The organism is Allobosea sp. BH3 (assembly GCF_025499465.1).
Taxonomy (GTDB): Bacteria; Pseudomonadota; Alphaproteobacteria; order Rhizobiales; family Beijerinckiaceae; genus Allobosea.
The window spans coordinates 331,082-345,748 of the sequence record NZ_JAIMCA010000001.1 but is presented as its reverse complement, the minus strand read 5'-3'; the positions used below and the strand labels follow the sequence as shown (position 1 = coordinate 345,748).

Annotated in this window: 14 protein-coding genes; 4 read left to right on the top strand and 10 right to left on the bottom strand. The window is 66.3% G+C overall.

Features of this window, described 5'->3' with window-relative positions:
• Positions 1-2: 2 nt before the first annotated feature.
• The 5 genes from BoBH3_RS01640 to BoBH3_RS01620 all read right to left on the bottom strand — a co-directional run bounded on the left by BoBH3_RS01640 (position 3) and on the right by BoBH3_RS01620 (position 5,971).
• A complete protein-coding gene (locus BoBH3_RS01640) occupies positions 3-989 on the bottom strand; it encodes a FecCD family ABC transporter permease (RefSeq protein ID WP_262329011.1) in 987 nt (328 codons plus the stop codon).
• Positions 986-1,852, bottom strand: coding sequence for an ABC transporter substrate-binding protein (locus BoBH3_RS01635; protein WP_262329010.1), 867 nt, complete (start codon positions 1,850-1,852; stop codon positions 986-988). Before BoBH3_RS01635 ends, BoBH3_RS01640 begins: the two co-directional genes overlap by 4 nt.
• Positions 1,853-1,915: 63 nt before the next feature.
• Entirely contained in the window at positions 1,916-4,333 is a 2,418-nt protein-coding gene (locus BoBH3_RS01630) for a TonB-dependent receptor (protein WP_262329009.1), read from the bottom strand.
• A 124-nt stretch (positions 4,334-4,457) separates the two neighbouring features.
• Entirely contained in the window at positions 4,458-5,450 is a 993-nt protein-coding gene (locus BoBH3_RS01625) for a FecR family protein (RefSeq protein WP_262329008.1), read from the bottom strand.
• 29 nt (positions 5,451-5,479) lie between these two features.
• Complete coding sequence (locus BoBH3_RS01620) at positions 5,480-5,971, bottom strand: RNA polymerase sigma factor (protein WP_262329007.1); 492 nt, start codon at positions 5,969-5,971, stop codon at positions 5,480-5,482.
• A gap of 180 nt (positions 5,972-6,151) precedes the next feature.
• Between BoBH3_RS01620 and BoBH3_RS01615 the strand changes: the two genes are divergently transcribed.
• Positions 6,152-6,910 carry a siderophore-interacting protein gene (locus tag BoBH3_RS01615; protein WP_262329006.1) on the top strand — a complete coding sequence of 253 codons (759 nt, stop codon included), beginning with the start codon at positions 6,152-6,154 and terminating at the stop codon, positions 6,908-6,910.
• A gap of 897 nt (positions 6,911-7,807) precedes the next feature.
• On the opposite strand, the gene BoBH3_RS01610 is transcribed toward BoBH3_RS01615, so the two are convergent.
• The gene (locus BoBH3_RS01610; protein WP_262329005.1) at positions 7,808-7,966 is read right to left on the bottom strand and encodes a hypothetical protein; all 159 of its coding nucleotides are present in this window, start codon (positions 7,964-7,966) and stop codon (positions 7,808-7,810) included.
• A gap of 78 nt (positions 7,967-8,044) precedes the next feature.
• Here BoBH3_RS01610 and BoBH3_RS01605 point away from each other — a divergent pair, with 78 nt between their 5' ends.
• A complete protein-coding gene (locus tag BoBH3_RS01605) occupies positions 8,045-8,893 on the top strand; it encodes a hypothetical protein (RefSeq protein ID WP_262329004.1) in 849 nt (282 codons plus the stop codon).
• A gap of 30 nt (positions 8,894-8,923) precedes the next feature.
• Here the strand turns inward: BoBH3_RS01605 and BoBH3_RS01600 are convergent, their stop codons facing one another.
• From BoBH3_RS01600 to BoBH3_RS01585, 4 genes are all read right to left on the bottom strand, one after another.
• Entirely contained in the window at positions 8,924-10,078 is a 1,155-nt protein-coding gene (locus BoBH3_RS01600) for an NAD(P)/FAD-dependent oxidoreductase (protein ID WP_262329003.1), read from the bottom strand.
• The gene (locus tag BoBH3_RS01595) at positions 10,075-11,439 is read right to left on the bottom strand and encodes an FAD/NAD(P)-dependent oxidoreductase (RefSeq protein ID WP_262329002.1); all 1,365 of its coding nucleotides are present in this window, start codon (positions 11,437-11,439) and stop codon (positions 10,075-10,077) included. Before BoBH3_RS01595 ends, BoBH3_RS01600 begins: the two co-directional genes overlap by 4 nt.
• Complete coding sequence (locus BoBH3_RS01590; RefSeq protein ID WP_262329001.1) at positions 11,432-11,740, bottom strand: (2Fe-2S)-binding protein; 309 nt, start codon at positions 11,738-11,740, stop codon at positions 11,432-11,434. The genes BoBH3_RS01595 and BoBH3_RS01590 overlap by 8 nt, the downstream gene beginning before the upstream one ends.
• An 88-nt stretch (positions 11,741-11,828) precedes the next feature.
• Positions 11,829-12,653 carry an IclR family transcriptional regulator gene (locus tag BoBH3_RS01585; protein WP_262329000.1) on the bottom strand — a complete coding sequence of 275 codons (825 nt, stop codon included), beginning with the start codon at positions 12,651-12,653 and terminating at the stop codon, positions 11,829-11,831.
• Positions 12,654-12,774: 121 nt separating this feature from the next.
• Here BoBH3_RS01585 and BoBH3_RS01580 point away from each other — a divergent pair, with 121 nt between their 5' ends.
• Together BoBH3_RS01580 and BoBH3_RS01575 are read left to right on the top strand one after the other, a co-directional pair.
• Positions 12,775-13,548, top strand: coding sequence for an enoyl-CoA hydratase/isomerase family protein (locus tag BoBH3_RS01580; protein ID WP_262328999.1), 774 nt, complete (start codon positions 12,775-12,777; stop codon positions 13,546-13,548).
• A gap of 52 nt (positions 13,549-13,600) precedes the next feature.
• The gene (locus BoBH3_RS01575; RefSeq protein ID WP_262328998.1) at positions 13,601-14,662 is read left to right on the top strand and encodes an ABC transporter substrate-binding protein; all 1,062 of its coding nucleotides are present in this window, start codon (positions 13,601-13,603) and stop codon (positions 14,660-14,662) included.
• The last annotated feature ends 5 nt before the right edge of the window (positions 14,663-14,667 follow it).

The following is a 14,667-nucleotide window of genomic DNA, read 5'->3' as shown; positions in this document are numbered from 1 at the left end:
GGTCACGCGAGGTTCCTCCTGTGCCGCGCCAGCAGCAACAGAAGCGGTGCGCCGAGCACACCCGCGACGATGCCGACCGGGATTTCCGCCGGTGGCGCGGCAATCCGGCCGATCACATCCGCCACGAGAACGAGGCTGGCGCCGATCAGCGCTGCCAATGGCAGCAGCGTCCGCGCCGCCGTTTCGCCGAGGCGCCGCGCGATATGGGGTGCCGCCAGCCCGACGAAGGCGATCGGGCCGGCCGCAGCCACCGCTCCGCCTGCCAGAAGAACCACAGCCAGCAAAGCCCCGATCCGGATCGGGGCGATGGCAGCGCCGAGTGTGGTGGCCCGTTCTTCGCCAAGCGCGAGCAGGTCGAGCCCCGGCGCAAGCAGCAGGGCCAGCACCCCGCCGACCCCGATTGCGGCCAATATGCCGGGCAGGATCGTCCCGCCATCGCCCGATAGTGAGCCCACCCGCCAGTTCCGTGCGAGATCAAGCCTGTCCGGATCCGAGAGCGCGATAGCCTGGCCGATGCCGATGCAGAACGCGGTGACCGCAACGCCGGCCAGAACCAGGCGGATCGGGCCAGCCTCGCCACCTTGCCTGCCCGCCAGCGCCTGAACCGCGACCGCCGCCAGAGCCGCACCCGCGGCCGCGAGCGCGATGATCAGGCGCGGTTCAACCGCCTCGAAACAAGCCGCTGCGAGCAGGACCGCAAGGCTCGCCCCCGCATTGATGCCGAGCAGGCCGGGATCGCCCAGCGGATTGCGCGTGATCAATTGGATGATGGCCCCTGCAAGCCCGAGCGCCGCCCCGACCGACAACCCTACCAGCAGCCGCGGCAGGCGAAGTTGCAGGATGATGATGGCGGCTTCGCTCTGCTCGCCTCGCATCGTCGCCAGCAAGTCATCGAGGCTCAGTGTCCTCGCGCCGAGCAGCAGCGCTGCGAGGCAGGCGCAACCCAGCACTAGCAGCCCGATCGCCACGGCCAGCAACCGTCGCGTCATGAGTTCAGCCGCGTGAACAGCGCCTCCCAAGCATAGGCGAGATAGCGCGCCGTATAGAATGAGCCGAAGACGCAGTTGCCGGCCACGATCTCGACCCGGCCGGCCGAGACCGCCGGAAGGCGCTGCCACAGCGGCTCGCGCGCCAGCGCCGCCAGCGCGCTGCCACCCATGTCGATCAGCAGGATACCGTCGACATCTCCGAGCACGCTGCCGAAGGATTCGAGCGCCACCTCGCCATAGAATCCCAATTTATCGGCGCCGACCGCATGTCCGCGCAAATCCGTCAGGACCTGCGCGGGCATGACGAAACCGTAGCCCGTGCCGCCGCTGCGCACATTGAGGCGCCGCTTGAGCGGATCGTAACTCGCCGCGACGACGAGGTGGGCCGAGATCGCTTGGGCGTGGCGTCGACGGATGGTGTCGATCCGCCCGGCGTGCTCCGCCAGGAGCGGCGCCAGCAATCCAGAGCGACCGAGCGCAGCCGCAAGGCGCTCGATGTTGTCGCGCCAGTGGCTGCGGTGATCGCTGGTCAGCACTGGCGCTATGCGCCGCATCTTCTCGAGCGGCCACCATTCGGATTGCGGCGCCGTGTCGGGGCAGAGGATGAGGTCAGGCGCCAGCGCCAGGATCTGTTCCGGATCGGGCGGAGCCGCCAGGAACGGCACCTCGGCGGGAACGGGAACCCAGGGCCGGGCCCTGCTGTGGCTGTAGCCGACGAGCGGCAGCTCCAGCGCCAGCGCCATCTCCAGGCTGATGCGGGAATCGACTGCCACGACGCGCCGGGGGGCGGACGGGATCGTGTTTCCGGCGATCGGCGTACCTGCCGCCCGCGCCGCCGAAACGCCGAAGGCGGAGCCGGCCATGATGGCCGCTCCGCCCGCTGCGAAACCGCGTCTTGAAGGTGATGCGGACACGCCGACCTGAGCTCAAAACTCGAAGGTCGAGGACAGCGAGACCGTGCGTGGCTCGCTCGGGTACAGCAGACTGAACCCGGGATAGGTGGTCCAGTAGCCCTTGTTGAACAGGTTGGTCACATTGGCCTGCAGCGTGATCGGCTTGGCACCCGGGCGCTCGATCCGGTAGCGGGCGCCGAGATCGACTGTCGTCCAGGCCTTGAGCTTCTGCAGATTGGCTGCATCGACGTAGTTGGACCCGGTATAGTTGACCCGTCCGAACAAGGTCAGGTTCGGCACGAAATCCGGATCCCATTCGAGGCCGAGATTGGCCTGGGTGCGCGGCGCGCCCGGCGCGGTCTTGCCGTCGAAGGTGCTGTTGGCGGTTTTGGTCATCTCGGCGTCGAGCAGGGTGACGCCGCCGAGTGCGCGCAGGCCCTGGACCACCTCGCCGGCAACGCTGAACTCGACGCCCTGATAGCGCGTCTCGCCATTGTCGTTGAAGGTGTTGGTCGCCGTGTTGGCGATGCCCGAGGCCTGCGTCGAGTGGAAGAAGGCGACCGAGGTCATCAGCTTGCCCCAGTCGACCTTGACGCCCGCCTCGTATTGTTTCGTGACGAAGGGCGGAAGCACCTGCCCGGCATTGACGAAGGTGTTGCCGACCACGGTTCCGGCCGTCAGCCCTTCGATGTAGCTCGCATAGACCGAGACGTTCTGCCACGGCTTGACCACGATCGCGGCGATGGGGGTCAGCGCGTCGCTCTCGTTGCGAGAGGCGAGCACGCCGGTCGCCAGGGTGTAGTTGTTGATGTCGACGAACTGCTTGCGCAGGCCGAGCGTCAGTTGCACCCGCTTGTCGAGCGTCGAGATCGTGTCAGAGATCGAGAAGCTGGAGAAGGTGTTGTCGTTCTGGCGGTAGCGTCGTGCCGGCGGCAGGACGGGATTCGCAGAGAAAGTCGGGTTGTAGATATTCGATGGCGTCACTGAGATCGTCGCCGGCAGGCCCGACGCGCGGGCCTGGTAGAAGGTGTTGGCCGAAATCACGACCTCATGCTCGAACGGACCTGTGTTGAACCTGCCGCGGATGCCGGTCTCGGCGGAATAGCGGTTGATGTCGATCAGATAGCGGGCGCCGTTGGCGGTGAAGTTGCCGTTGCGGCGCAGCCCCGTGCCGGCTTCGACGGCCTGGTCCCAGTCCATGTGGCTGATGCCGCCCTTGGCATAGACCGTCACGTCCTTGGTGACGTCGTATTCAGCCTGCAGCATACCGTAGCTATCGGCGAACTTGCTGTAGTTCCAGGGCGAGACATAGCTCTTGTTCGGCTTGATCGGCCGCGGGATCATCTCGCCCGCCAATGGCGTCACCGTGTTGTTCATGCGGTCCGTATTGAGGACCTGGTAGCCGCCATCGAACGAGATGCGCAGATCGTCGTTCCGGTAGTCGAGGCCGATCGTGCCGTTGGCGAGCAATTGCGACTGCTGGCTGATCGGCGTGCCGCCATCGCGGTAAAGCAGGTTTGCGCGAACGCCGAACTCCTTGCGGTCGCCGAAGCGACGGCCGACGTCGAGATGCCCGCCGAACTGCGAATTGCTGATCCAGGTGGTCGTGAACCGGGTCAAAGGCTCGTCGCCGGCACGCTTCGGCACCAGATTGATCACGCCGCCGACGCCGCTCGGCGAAAGCCCGCCGAGGAAGGCGCCGGGGCCCTTCAGGATCTCGACGCGCTCGATGCCGGCCAATGTCGACTGCGCGTTGGGCGCGATGCCGAAGAGGCCGCCGAAACCGACCGCGGCATTGCCGATCTGGATGCCGCGAATGACGAAATAGTTCGCATTCCCGACATTCGTGGGCTCGACGTTGCGGATCGAGGAGTCGTTCTTCACGACGTCGGCCACCGACTGCGCCGCCTGATCCTGGATCAGTTTCGCAGTGTAGTTCGTCACCGAAAACGGCGTATCCATTACCGAGCGCTGCCCGAGCACCCCGAGCTGGCCGCCGGTCGCAACCTGGCCGCCCGCATAGGCCGGCGCGAGACCCGGCACGCCCGAGCCGATGACGTCGATCGTCTCGAGCTCGATCGCGCCTGCGCTCGCCCCCGTCGTGGCCGAAGCGCGTGCCGGATCCAGGATCTGGACCGTGGTGGCATTGCTGAAGCGATAGGACAGTCCTGAGCCGTCGAGCAAGGCCGCGACGGCCTGGGCGGTGCTCATCGAGCCTCTGACCGGCCGGCCGATGCGTGAGGCGGCCGGCGTTTCCGCGAAGGCGACATCGATGCCCGTAACCCGGGCGATGTCGTTCATGGCCGCCCGGATAGGCTTGGCCTGGATATCGAAGCGATAGAGCGTCTGCGACTGCGCGATGGCGGGCTGCCAGCCGGTTGTGCCGAACCCCGTGGCCAGGAACGTCGTCGCGAGCAGAATCGTCGCCCCACCCAGCCTTGCCTTGCTCATAACTCAGCCCTTCCCGAACAGCGAGGCGAGCCGGTCTTCGGCCCGGCCTCTACCCTCTTGTCGTCCGGGCCGCGGCTTCACCCTCAAGCCTCGCGCATTTTTTGTTGAGGGCCGGGGAGGGCCGTCAGGGGCTGACGAAAGTGACCCGGCCGAGGGAGGAGAGGCTGAAGCCGACCGAGGACTGCAGGGCGGCAAGCGCTGCATCGGTATCGCGCAGGCTGAGATTGCCGGTGACCCGGCGCTGACCAAGCGATGGGCTGAGCAGCACGATGCGGCCATGGCGATATCGCCCGATCCTCTGCAGCACGGTCTCGAGCGGGATATCGTCAAAAACCACCCGCCCCGCGCGCCACGAGGCGGCTGCGGCGGCATCGACCGCCTGGACCCTGCCGAGGCCGGCAGCATCGTAGGCGACGCTCTCGCCGGGCTTGAGGATCTCGGCCTGACGGCTCGCCGGAAGGCGAACCTCGAGGCTGCCCCCGACCAAGGTGACCGCTACCGCACCATCTTCGCGCGTCGCGACTTCGAAGCTGGTGCCGAGAACCATCGCCTCGCCCTCCTGCGCGGCCACGACGAACGGCCTTTCGCTGCGCACCACCTCGAAGAAGGCCGTGCCCCGCAGCAGCCTGACCTGCCGCGAGCGGGGTGTGAATTCGATCGCGATCGCCGTGTCGGCATCGAGTTGCACCGTCGAACCGTCAGCCAGAGCAATCGTCCTCTGCTCGCCGCGGGCTGTCGCGAGATCGGCCCGCCAATCCTGCAGCAGGTGTGGACGCTCGAGCCAGAGCCAGCCGGTGCCCAGCAGCAGGGCAAGGCTCAGAGCCACCCCGGCCGCCACGCTCCCTCGCCGTCGAGCGCGCTTTGCCTGCCTCACGCGGTCGAGCGCGGCGGTCAAGGATGCCGACTGTTCACGGTCCAGTGCGCCCGCGAGCGCGCCAAGGTCGGTCCAGGTTGCCTCGACCGCGCGGTACTGCCGGGCATGAGCATCCGAAGCGCCAAGCCAGGTTTCGAAGTCGGCACGTTCTGCAGGGGAAGGGCGCCCGTTCATGCGGGTGAACCAGGCGATTGCCTGCTTCTCCAGCTGTTCCTCGGGTTTCGCCTCGTCTTCGACCGTCATCTCCCGATCCGGGCTTTCGCCCGGCCTTGCTAGCGCAGTGCGTTGCGACAGGCCAGCAACGCGCGGGCGATCTCTCTTTCGACCGTGCTGTAGGACAGCCCGAGTCCGGCCGCGATCTCGTCATAGCTGCAATCATGCATGCGGTTAAGGAGGAAGACGTGGCGGGTGCGCTCCGGCAACGCCGCGATGGTCCGAGCCAATAATGCCGTGTCCTGGCGGGCGGCGACCACCTGATCCGGCAAGACCGCGGGCGCGGCGTACTGTTCTTCGGTGATCCGCTGGGGAAGGCTCGCGCGCCGGCGCTCGGCACGGACATGGCTGATCGCCGCGTAGTCGATGGCGCGGGTCAGATAGGCGGACGGGTTCCCGACATGGCCGCGCGCCCGCGTCCAGAGCGCAACGAAGACATCCTGCACCACGTCGGCGGCATGAGCGGCGCCGACGCGCCGTGCGGCCCGGCGCTCGAGTCGGCGCTGCTCCGTGGCATAGAGGTCGCCGACATCTTCGATACGCGTCGACATGACCCTTTGGGCTCCGGATGGATAGGCACGCTGATCTCGCATAACAGCCCGGGAGCGCACTCACAACGCCGCAATTTTAGAAATAATCTAAACAAATCAAAGCTTAAGAAGCTTGTGCTGCAGTGCCCGCCATGAAACAAGCCCGCTCGCGACCACTGAATTTCGGCAGGCGGCAGGGAAATGACGGCACGGCCCTTCCACGAGGCGACGGTTCTCCGACGGCAGCAGCTGACGCGGGGGATGGTCCGGCTCACCTTCAACGGCGAGGGCCTTTCAGCCTTCCGCTCGACCGGCATCGCGGACGAGTATGTCCGGCTGTTCTTTCCCGATCCCGAGACTGGTGAACTCGTCCTGCCGGAGATTGATGGCGACGGCCGCTGGATCTTTCCGGCGGAGCGCCATCGCGTCCACTACTCGACCTATACGGTGCGTCGCTTCGACCAGGCCCGGTGTGAACTCGACATCGACCTCGTCGTCCATGCCGGCGGCCGCGCCAGCGACTGGGCCTGCGGCGCGCGGGCGGGCGACCGGATCGTCATCAACAATCCGCGCGGTCTCTATAAGCCTCCGCCGGATCTGCGCTGGCAGGTGCTGATCGGGGATGCGACAGGGCTGCCGGCCATCGCCCGCATTCTCGAAACCTGCCCGGCGGATATCGAGAGCCGTATTTTCATCGAGATCGACGACGAGGCAGACCGACAGGAGTTGGTCACAGGCCCCTGTGCACCGGTCGTCTGGCTATGCGGTGAAGCCGGCCGCCCCGCACAAAGCAAGCTCCTTGACGTCCTTCCCACGCTCTCGACGGAGATGGATGGCGGCTATCTCTGGGTGGCGGCCGAAAAGAGCGTCGTGCGCGCATTGCGCAGCCAGGCGGAGTCCCTCGGCTGTTTCGCCGACAGGCAGAAGCTGGTTTCATACTGGAGCCGGGCCAAAGACTGAGGCGTCGAGCGATGACCGCGGACTCCATCGACTGAGCGCACTCATGTCCTCGCCTCGGAAAGGTACCGGGGAAGAATTAAGTCTCGCCGCCTCGGTAGATCAAAATCCTTGAGGAGCGGTGGCCCGCGCATGTCCGAACGTTAGAACCGCGCCAACTGCGGACATTGGCACCCTGTCGGGAAGCGGACGTTACTGGACCGGCCTCGATGAGCGCTCCTTCCCGCTTCGCGACCTTCAGCTCCCTTCACCCCGGCAACATTCGCGCTAAGGTTGCGTGGGCTGGGGATCGGATATCATGGGCTACCTTATCGGCCAGTTCATATGCGGACTGCTTGCAGCGATCATCGTTACAATGGTCCTTTCTGCGATTGTCCGTTCTTTCACCGCCACAATGCCTCGGGTTTGGATCGCCAACTCCATTTCGCTCGGAACGTGTAACCAACGGCTACATTTTTGCCCTGAACCGATCTTTTTCGACCTGCGGCGAAATGCAGTTCGACGGGCTCCCTCTCCGCCATCATCCCGCCAAGGGACTGATTTTCCACAGAGGCTAGGCAAATCCAGAGTTTGCCGACGCCCGAGTGGTGCGCAATGAATGCGCCGGAAGCAGGGCTTGGGATACGACAGGAAAGATGTCGTGACCGACTCAGCTTCGGGTGCCGGTTCCCGGGCATTGCGGTTATTCGCTCCTGTCGCCGTCGCATAGCAGCGCATCCCGGTGGGGATTCATCCGCCTGATGGCGTCTGCGATGCGGAGGCCCCGACCGAGCATTTCCGACGAAGCTTTTGAACGCATCGTCCCTCAGCCGCGACAAAGGACTGCGACTTGCGCGTCTGAGCGTGCCCCGCGAAGCCCTCGAGATTGACGACTGCAGGGCGGCCTGACGCCGACATGCCTCAAAGCCGGTTGTAATCAGGAGGGTTTTCGCCGTGAGTACCGTTGTTTGGTTCGACACCAGCCTTCTCATCGACATCGAGTCCGGCGCGCTCAGGGGCGGCGCCGACGAGCTGGCCCGCATGCATAGGGACGGCTTCAAGATGCTTCTTCCCAAGCATGTCGAGACCGAGTTTCTCCACTCGCCGCAGGGTGCGCGGAACCTGGCGAACCGTCAGGCCTTCCTCCAGCGCTTCGGCATGGAGGTCGACACCTTGACCGCGAAGGTCCCTCTCGCCCAGGTCCGTGCGTGGACCGACCAGGCCGCCGCCGCAGGGCTCGGGCCCGGGGATGCCAAGATGGTGGCCCATGTCCGCGCCAGCGCACAGGTCAGGAATATCAGAAATCCCGTCCTTCTGAGCCAGAACACCAGGGACATCGCCAGAATGCGGTTGCAGGGGGTCAATGCGATGCGTTTCGAACCGGTCGCGCTTAAGCCCAGGATGCATGTCGCGGTGCACGGCGGCGGGAAAGCGACCAAGCCAAAGGTCTCGATCTCGCCGGCGACTGGCGCCCCGACGCGAGGCGCGATGTTCAAGGCAGGGCTGAAGGGAGCGTTCTCGGCGGCCAGCATCGCCTCCATGATTCCGGACGTCATCCTCAAATTCGCTGACCGCGCGGCGGCGAAGGCGGCGCTCCAGAACATCCAGGTGAAGTTCATCAAGGAAGGCTTCGCCCGCGGCGTCGCCGCCGGTGTCATGCGCTGGACGGAAGCCGAACTCGACGCCAACTCCAAGAACCGCGTGTCGAGCTTCCGCCTCCAGGGCATGGGCGATGCGGCCGGGATGCTGAAGCTGGGCGATATATTCAAGCTCGCCGAAGCGACCGAGAATTATGCCGTCGACATCGGGTATGCTTATGCTGGAACACAGAAGCCGTCGTGGAAAGACCAACTGCGGGACAAGGGCTTCGCCTTCCTGCGGAACACTCGCTATCACTTCGGCGAAGATCCGGAAGCTCTGTTCGAGTTCGAGTTCATCGACAAGCTGGCATGGGCGATCCACTCATCGACTGACGCCATCATCGGGCCGGCCATCAAGTTCGATTGACGGGTTCCGGAGAGATACGCCGCCTGCCGCTCAATCGAACTCCTTGCGGAATTTCTCGCTGATCGTTGCTTCGCCCTGGAACCGGCCGATCGAGAAGGCGTCGAGCGGCGTCGGCGTGGCGCCGTCGAGAATCATCTCGCTGAGGCAGAGGCCGACGCCGGGGCCGATCTGGAAACCGTGGCCGCAGAAGCCGAAGGCGTGGAAGAGGCCGGGTTGCGTCAGGCTCGGGCCGATGACGGGGATCATGTCCGGCAGATAGGCTTCGATGCCGGACCAGACGCGGATGACATGGCAATGCGCCAGCATGGGCGCGACGCGCGCCAGCGCCCGCATCGCCGCCAGCGTCTTGCCGGGCGGCACCGGCGCGCGGTTCATGACCGGGTCGGCTGCCGTCCGGGGATAGCCGGCCAGGATGATGTTGCCGCGCGGGATCTGGCGGAAGATCACTGAACCGTCGATCGCCTGAACGGAAGGTTCGATCTGGTAAGGCACGGGCTCGGTGACGAATTGCGGTGGCCCGGCCGGAAAGACCGGCGCGGTCTCTCCGAAGCGTTCGGCGATCTCCAGCGCCCAGGCGCCCGCGCAGTTGACCAGCGAGCCGCAGCTCAGCCGCGAACCGTCCGCCATCGTCAGCAGGAAGCCCTCGCCCTGGCGGGCGACTTCGTCGACGCGCATGTTTTCCCGAACCTCGACGCCGCGGGCCAGCGCGGCCCGAGCCACGGCCGGCGTCACCAGTCGCGGATTGGCGGTTGCATCCCGCGCCGAGAAGGTCGCCGCGACGGTGCGCTCGCCAAGCCATGGCCAGCGACGCCGGAGTTCGGCAGGGCCGACGCGCTCGATGTTCAGGCCATAGGACTCGGAGACCTTGGCATAGCCTTCGAGCTTGCCGCTCTCCTCCTCGTGATAGGCGAGATAAAGATGTCCGGTCTGTTCGAATTCGCAGTCCTCGCCGATCAGCGCTTCGAGTTCCTCCCACAGCGCCTGAGCGCGCAGCGACAGCGGATATTGTGCCGGATAGCGGCCCTGCAGCCGCAGATTGCCGAAATTCACGCCGCTCGACTGTGCCCCGACCACGCCCTTTTCGATCAGGGTCACGCGCTGGCCGCGCCGCGCCAGGAAGAACGCCGTCCAGGCGCCGATCAGCCCACCGCCGACGATCGCAACATCGGTCGTCGCGGCGCTCACGGCGTTTCCTCGGCGGCGGCGAGGGCTATCGGCTTGACCGGGGCCTGCCCACGCAGACGGCCGCCCTTCGCGACGTCATGACCGGCGGCAGCGGCCACCACCTCCTGCAGGGCCGGCCCGCAGACACGCCCCTGGCAGCGGCCCATGCCGCAGCGGGTCATCGCCTTGACGCGATTGACTTCGACCGGGCCGAGGCCTTTCGTCATGGCCCCGCGAACCTCTCCGACCGTGACCCGCTCGCAGCGGCAGAGCACGGTCTCGTCCGGCAGTTCCCCGATCTGTCGCGACGGCCAGGCGAAGGCGCGCGCCAGCCCGCGCTGGAAGCCTCGCAGCCGCTGGACCCTGCGTGCGAGAGGCCGGATCGCAGCGATCTCTTGCTGTAGGCCGAGATCGGCCAGCACGGCATGGGCGGCGAGCGCGCCGCTTGCCTCTGCCGCGTCGGCTCCGCCGATGCGGGCTCCATCGCCGGCGAGATAAAGGCCGCGGCGAACCCTGCCGAACGCGTCCGCCTTCGGCAGGAACAGGCGGAAGTCGCTGTCATAAGCGAATTCGGCGCCAGCCAGGTCGGCAAGCTGAGTCTCCGGCTTCAGCCCGTAGCCGAGCGCCACGGCATCGCAGGCGAAGCGACGCTCGCGGCCGGAGGCATCGCGCAGGACCAGCGCCTCGACGCGCTCGTCTCCCGCGACGGCGACCGGCGTGACGCCGTTCAGCAGCGGCGTGCCGGCCAGCATGGCCTGCGCCGTGTAGGCGAGGCCGCGCAGCAAGGTGCGCGGTGCGCGGAGCAGTGCTGGCGAGGCCGCGATCTTGGCGGCCAGGGGCGTCGTGTCGGCGATGACGACGACCTCGCCGCCCATCGCCCGATACTGCTTGGCGGCGAGCGTCAACAGCGGCGAGGAGCCGAGAAAGGCGACGCGCCGGCCGATCAGGCAGCCCTGGTCCTTGAGCACGACCTGTGCGCCGCCGAGCGTGAAGACCCCCGGCAGGGTCCAGCCCGGCAGCGGCGCGATGCGGTCCATCGCGCCTGTGGCGAGCATCAGCATGTCGAACCGGACGGTCCCGGCGCGACCGTCGGCGAGGACATGCAACCGGTCGCCGTCCATCGCCCAGACCAGGGTGCCGGGCCGGTAGTCCAATTGCGGACGCAGGCGTTCAAAGCGGGCATGCAGCCGCGCATATTTGCCTGCCTCGCTTCCCATGAGGCGCGGCATGTCGATGGCGAGACCGGGTGACGGCCGCCGGTAGCCCTGTCCGCCGGCCTGCATCGTCTCGTCGAGCAGGATGACGCGCTGTCCGCGGGCGACGAGAACCTCTGCCGCCGCGATGCCTGCAGGCCCGGCGCCGACGATGACGATCTCAGCCAAGTGTCTGCACCTGAGCTTCGGTGAAGAGCCGCATTCCGTTCGCCACCGGCGTCGTGCAGGCGCGGATCCGGCCGCCGGCATCGCTCCAGACCCAGCAATCCTGACAGGCGCCCATCAGGCAGAAGCCCGCACGCGGCTCGCCGCCGAATTCAAGCCGGCGCAGAACCGAGCCATGGCTCAGCAGCGCGGCAAGCACGCTGTCCCCTGCGGTCGCGTCGATCGTTTCGCCATCGAGGGTGAGCGTGACGCGTGCGCCGTCGCGCTTCGCGACGCGAAACAACTGAGCGCTGCCTCCGCCCATCCTTGGAGCCTCATTTTATTTCAATGCAATAGAATTGTTCGAATATTGATAGAAGGCGCCCGTGCCCTGTCAAGCCGGCTGCGTGGTTTCAGATCCGAGAGACGGCGTGTGCGGTGGCGACGACCAGGGAGGAAAAGCGGGAAACGACCTCCTCGCGGCTGTAGCGCGAGCAGGACACCGCGATGTTGACGGCCGCCTCGGGCTGTCCGCGATGGTCGAGGATCGGCGCTGCGATGGAGGCGTCGCTGAGATAGACCTCCTCGAACGCTGTCGCGTAGCCCTGCGCGGCCGCTTGGCGGATCTTTTCCCGCAGGGCGTCGCGCTGCCAGACCGTCGATGCGGTGTAGGGCTTGAGGTCGCTGGCATCGATGACCGCCATCGCCTCGTCCTCCGGCAGGCGGGACAGCATGGCGATGCCGGGGGCCGTGCAATAGACCGGCATGCGCGTGCCGATGATGACGTCCGTGTTGAGGACGTTCCGGCTGAGGAAGCGCGAGACGAAGATGATCTCCGTGCCGTCGCGCACCGTCAGGTTGATGGTCTCCTCGGTCTCCTTGCTGAGATGCATCAGGTAGGGCATCGCCCGGTCGACCAGGCGACTGCTGCGCACGAAGTGATAGCCGAGGTCGAGCGTCCGCGCGGTCAGTTCGAAGCGCTTCGTCTGCGCATCCTTGCGCAGGTAGCCGAGCTTGTTGAGCGTGTGTGTGAAGCGCTGGGCCGAGCTGATGTCCATGCCGGTCTCGGATGCGACCTGCGAGAGGCTGAGCGTCTGGTGCTGTCGGCCGAAGGCCGAAAGCACGCGGAAAGCCTTCTCGACCGAATTCACCATCAGCGCGTCTTCCTTGCGCGTCTGTTGCGCCTCCTCCGGCGCGGCGCGGCGGCGGCTGCGCGGGGGTGTCTCGGACATCGACATCGGTGGCTGTCTCCTCACCGTCTGAATGGCTGGCGCACTGCAACTTGACAAGGCGAATGGCCCATGTCGAGAATACAATAAGAATTATCTCATAGCGATAAAACATCAACAGGAGACAGGCGTGAAGGATTCCGTTCTCAGTGAGATCCGCGGCCCGGTCGGCATCCTGACGCTGAACCGCCCCGACAAGCTGAACGCCTGGAACGCGCCCATGCGGGCGCGTCTGGTCGAAGCCCTGGACGAACTCGAGGCGAATGAGGCGGTGCGCGCCATCATCCTCACCGGGGCGGGCGAGCGCGCCTTCGGCGCCGGCCAGGACCTCAACGAGACCAAGACCTTCGACGCCGATCGCGCCGAGGTCTGGATGGGTGAATGGGAGCGCCTCTACGACCGCATCCGCTCGCTCTCGAAGCCGATCATCGCCGCGCTGAACGGCGTCGCCGCGGGGTCGGCTTTCCAGGTCTCGCTGCTCTGCGACCTGCGCATCGGCCATGACGGCGTCACCATGGGCCAGCCGGAGATCAATTCCGGCATCGCCTCGGTGACCGGCCCCTGGATCATGCGCGAGATGATCGGCATCGCCCGCACCATCGACCTGACCCTGACGGGGCGGATGATGGAAGCCGAGGAGTGCTTCCGCATCGGCCTGATCAACCGGATCGTGCCGCGGGAAGAGGTGATGAAGGCTTCGCTCGATCTCGCCACCGAACTCGCCGGCAAGCCGCCTGTCGCGATGCGCCTGAACAAGGCGCGGTTCCGCGAGGTCACCGAGGCGAGCTTCCGCGAGTGCCTGGCCGCCGGCATCCGGAACCAGCGCGAGGCCTACGCCACCGGCGAACCCGCCCGCATGATGGAGGAGTTCCTCGCCAAGCGGGCCGCCAGGAAAAGCGCCTGAATTTCGAGTTCACCCGGGGAAATCGCGGAAAACCGCAGCAAGGGAGAGTGTGATGACGAAGACGTTCGAGACCAGCCGCAGGCGGCTGCTCCAGCTTGCGGGCGGTGCGTCCGCAGCGCTGGCGATGCCGGCCTTCATCGGCCGCGCCGGCGCGGCCACCCAGATCACCGTGGCCGACCCCGGCGGGCCGTTCGGCCCCGCCTTCCGCAAGGCGTTCTACGATCCCTTCGAGAAGGCGACCGGCAACAAGGTCGTCAACGTCGCCCGCGAGGCCGAGCCGACCGCCCAGTTCAAGGCGATGGTCGAGACCAAGTCCTACACCTGGGACGTCTGCACGCTGACGTTGTCTGCGCGCGACATCCTGAAGGGGCAGGGGCTGCTCGATCCTATCGGCTTCTCGCATGCCGATGTGCCGAAGCTGATGCCGCAGGCGATCTCGCCCGAGTTCATGGGCACGGACGTGTATTCGACCGTCTTCGCCTATCGGACCGACAAGGTGAAGAACGCTCCGGCGAGCTGGACGGACTTCTTCAACGTCGAGAAGTTCCCGGGCCGCCGCGCACTGCGCAAGAACCCCATCGACACGATCGAGCAGGCGCTGCTCGCCGACGGCGTGCCGCTCGACAAGCTCTATCCGCTCGACGTCGACCGCGCCTTCAAGGTTCTTGACAAGATCAAGCCGCATGTCGCCGTTTGGTGGACGGGCGGCGCGCAGTCGACCCAGCTGCTGCAGAGCGGCGAAGTCGACATGCTGCCGGGTTGGAATGCGCGCCTGCAGGCGGCTATCGATGGCGGTGCGCCGGCTAAGATCGTCTGGAACCAGGGGCTCTATTCGATCGAAGGCTGGGCCCTTCCGAAGGGCGGCCCGAAGGCCGATGTCGCCCGCCAGTTCGTGCGCTTCTGCTCGGACCCGAAGCAGCAGGCGATCTTCACCGAGGTGCTGGCCTATGGCCCGACCAATCTCGACGCCTACCAGACCATTCCCGCCGAGCGCGCCAAGGTGCTGCCGACCTCGCCGGAGAACCTGAAGCTGATGGCGATCGCCAACGAGGATTGGTGGAGCGCCAACCGCGCCAAGGTGACCGAGCGTTTCAACGCCTGGCTCCTGACCTGATGCCG

What these genes read in the sequence shown, in the direction of transcription:
- BoBH3_RS01640 (WP_262329011.1), bottom strand. Translation starts at nt 989, where the DNA reads ATGACGCGACGGTTGCTGGCCGTGGCGATCGGGCTGCTAGTGCTGGGT.
- BoBH3_RS01635 (WP_262329010.1), bottom strand. Translation starts at nt 1,852, where the DNA reads ATGGCCGGCTCCGCCTTCGGCGTTTCGGCGGCGCGGGCGGCAGGTACG.
- BoBH3_RS01630 (WP_262329009.1), bottom strand. Translation starts at nt 4,333, where the DNA reads ATGAGCAAGGCAAGGCTGGGTGGGGCGACGATTCTGCTCGCGACGACG.
- BoBH3_RS01625 (WP_262329008.1), bottom strand. Translation starts at nt 5,450, where the DNA reads ATGACGGTCGAAGACGAGGCGAAACCCGAGGAACAGCTGGAGAAGCAG.
- BoBH3_RS01620 (WP_262329007.1), bottom strand. Translation starts at nt 5,971, where the DNA reads ATGTCGACGCGTATCGAAGATGTCGGCGACCTCTATGCCACGGAGCAG.
- BoBH3_RS01615 (WP_262329006.1), top strand. Translation starts at nt 6,152, where the DNA reads ATGACGGCACGGCCCTTCCACGAGGCGACGGTTCTCCGACGGCAGCAG.
- BoBH3_RS01610 (WP_262329005.1), bottom strand. Translation starts at nt 7,966, where the DNA reads ATGCTTGGGAAGAAGCATCTTGAAGCCGTCCCTATGCATGCGGGCCAG.
- BoBH3_RS01605 (WP_262329004.1), top strand. Translation starts at nt 8,045, where the DNA reads ATGGAGGTCGACACCTTGACCGCGAAGGTCCCTCTCGCCCAGGTCCGT.
- BoBH3_RS01590 (WP_262329001.1), bottom strand. Translation starts at nt 11,740, where the DNA reads ATGGGCGGAGGCAGCGCTCAGTTGTTTCGCGTCGCGAAGCGCGACGGC.
- BoBH3_RS01585 (WP_262329000.1), bottom strand. Translation starts at nt 12,653, where the DNA reads ATGTCGATGTCCGAGACACCCCCGCGCAGCCGCCGCCGCGCCGCGCCG.
- BoBH3_RS01575 (WP_262328998.1), top strand. Translation starts at nt 13,601, where the DNA reads ATGACGAAGACGTTCGAGACCAGCCGCAGGCGGCTGCTCCAGCTTGCG.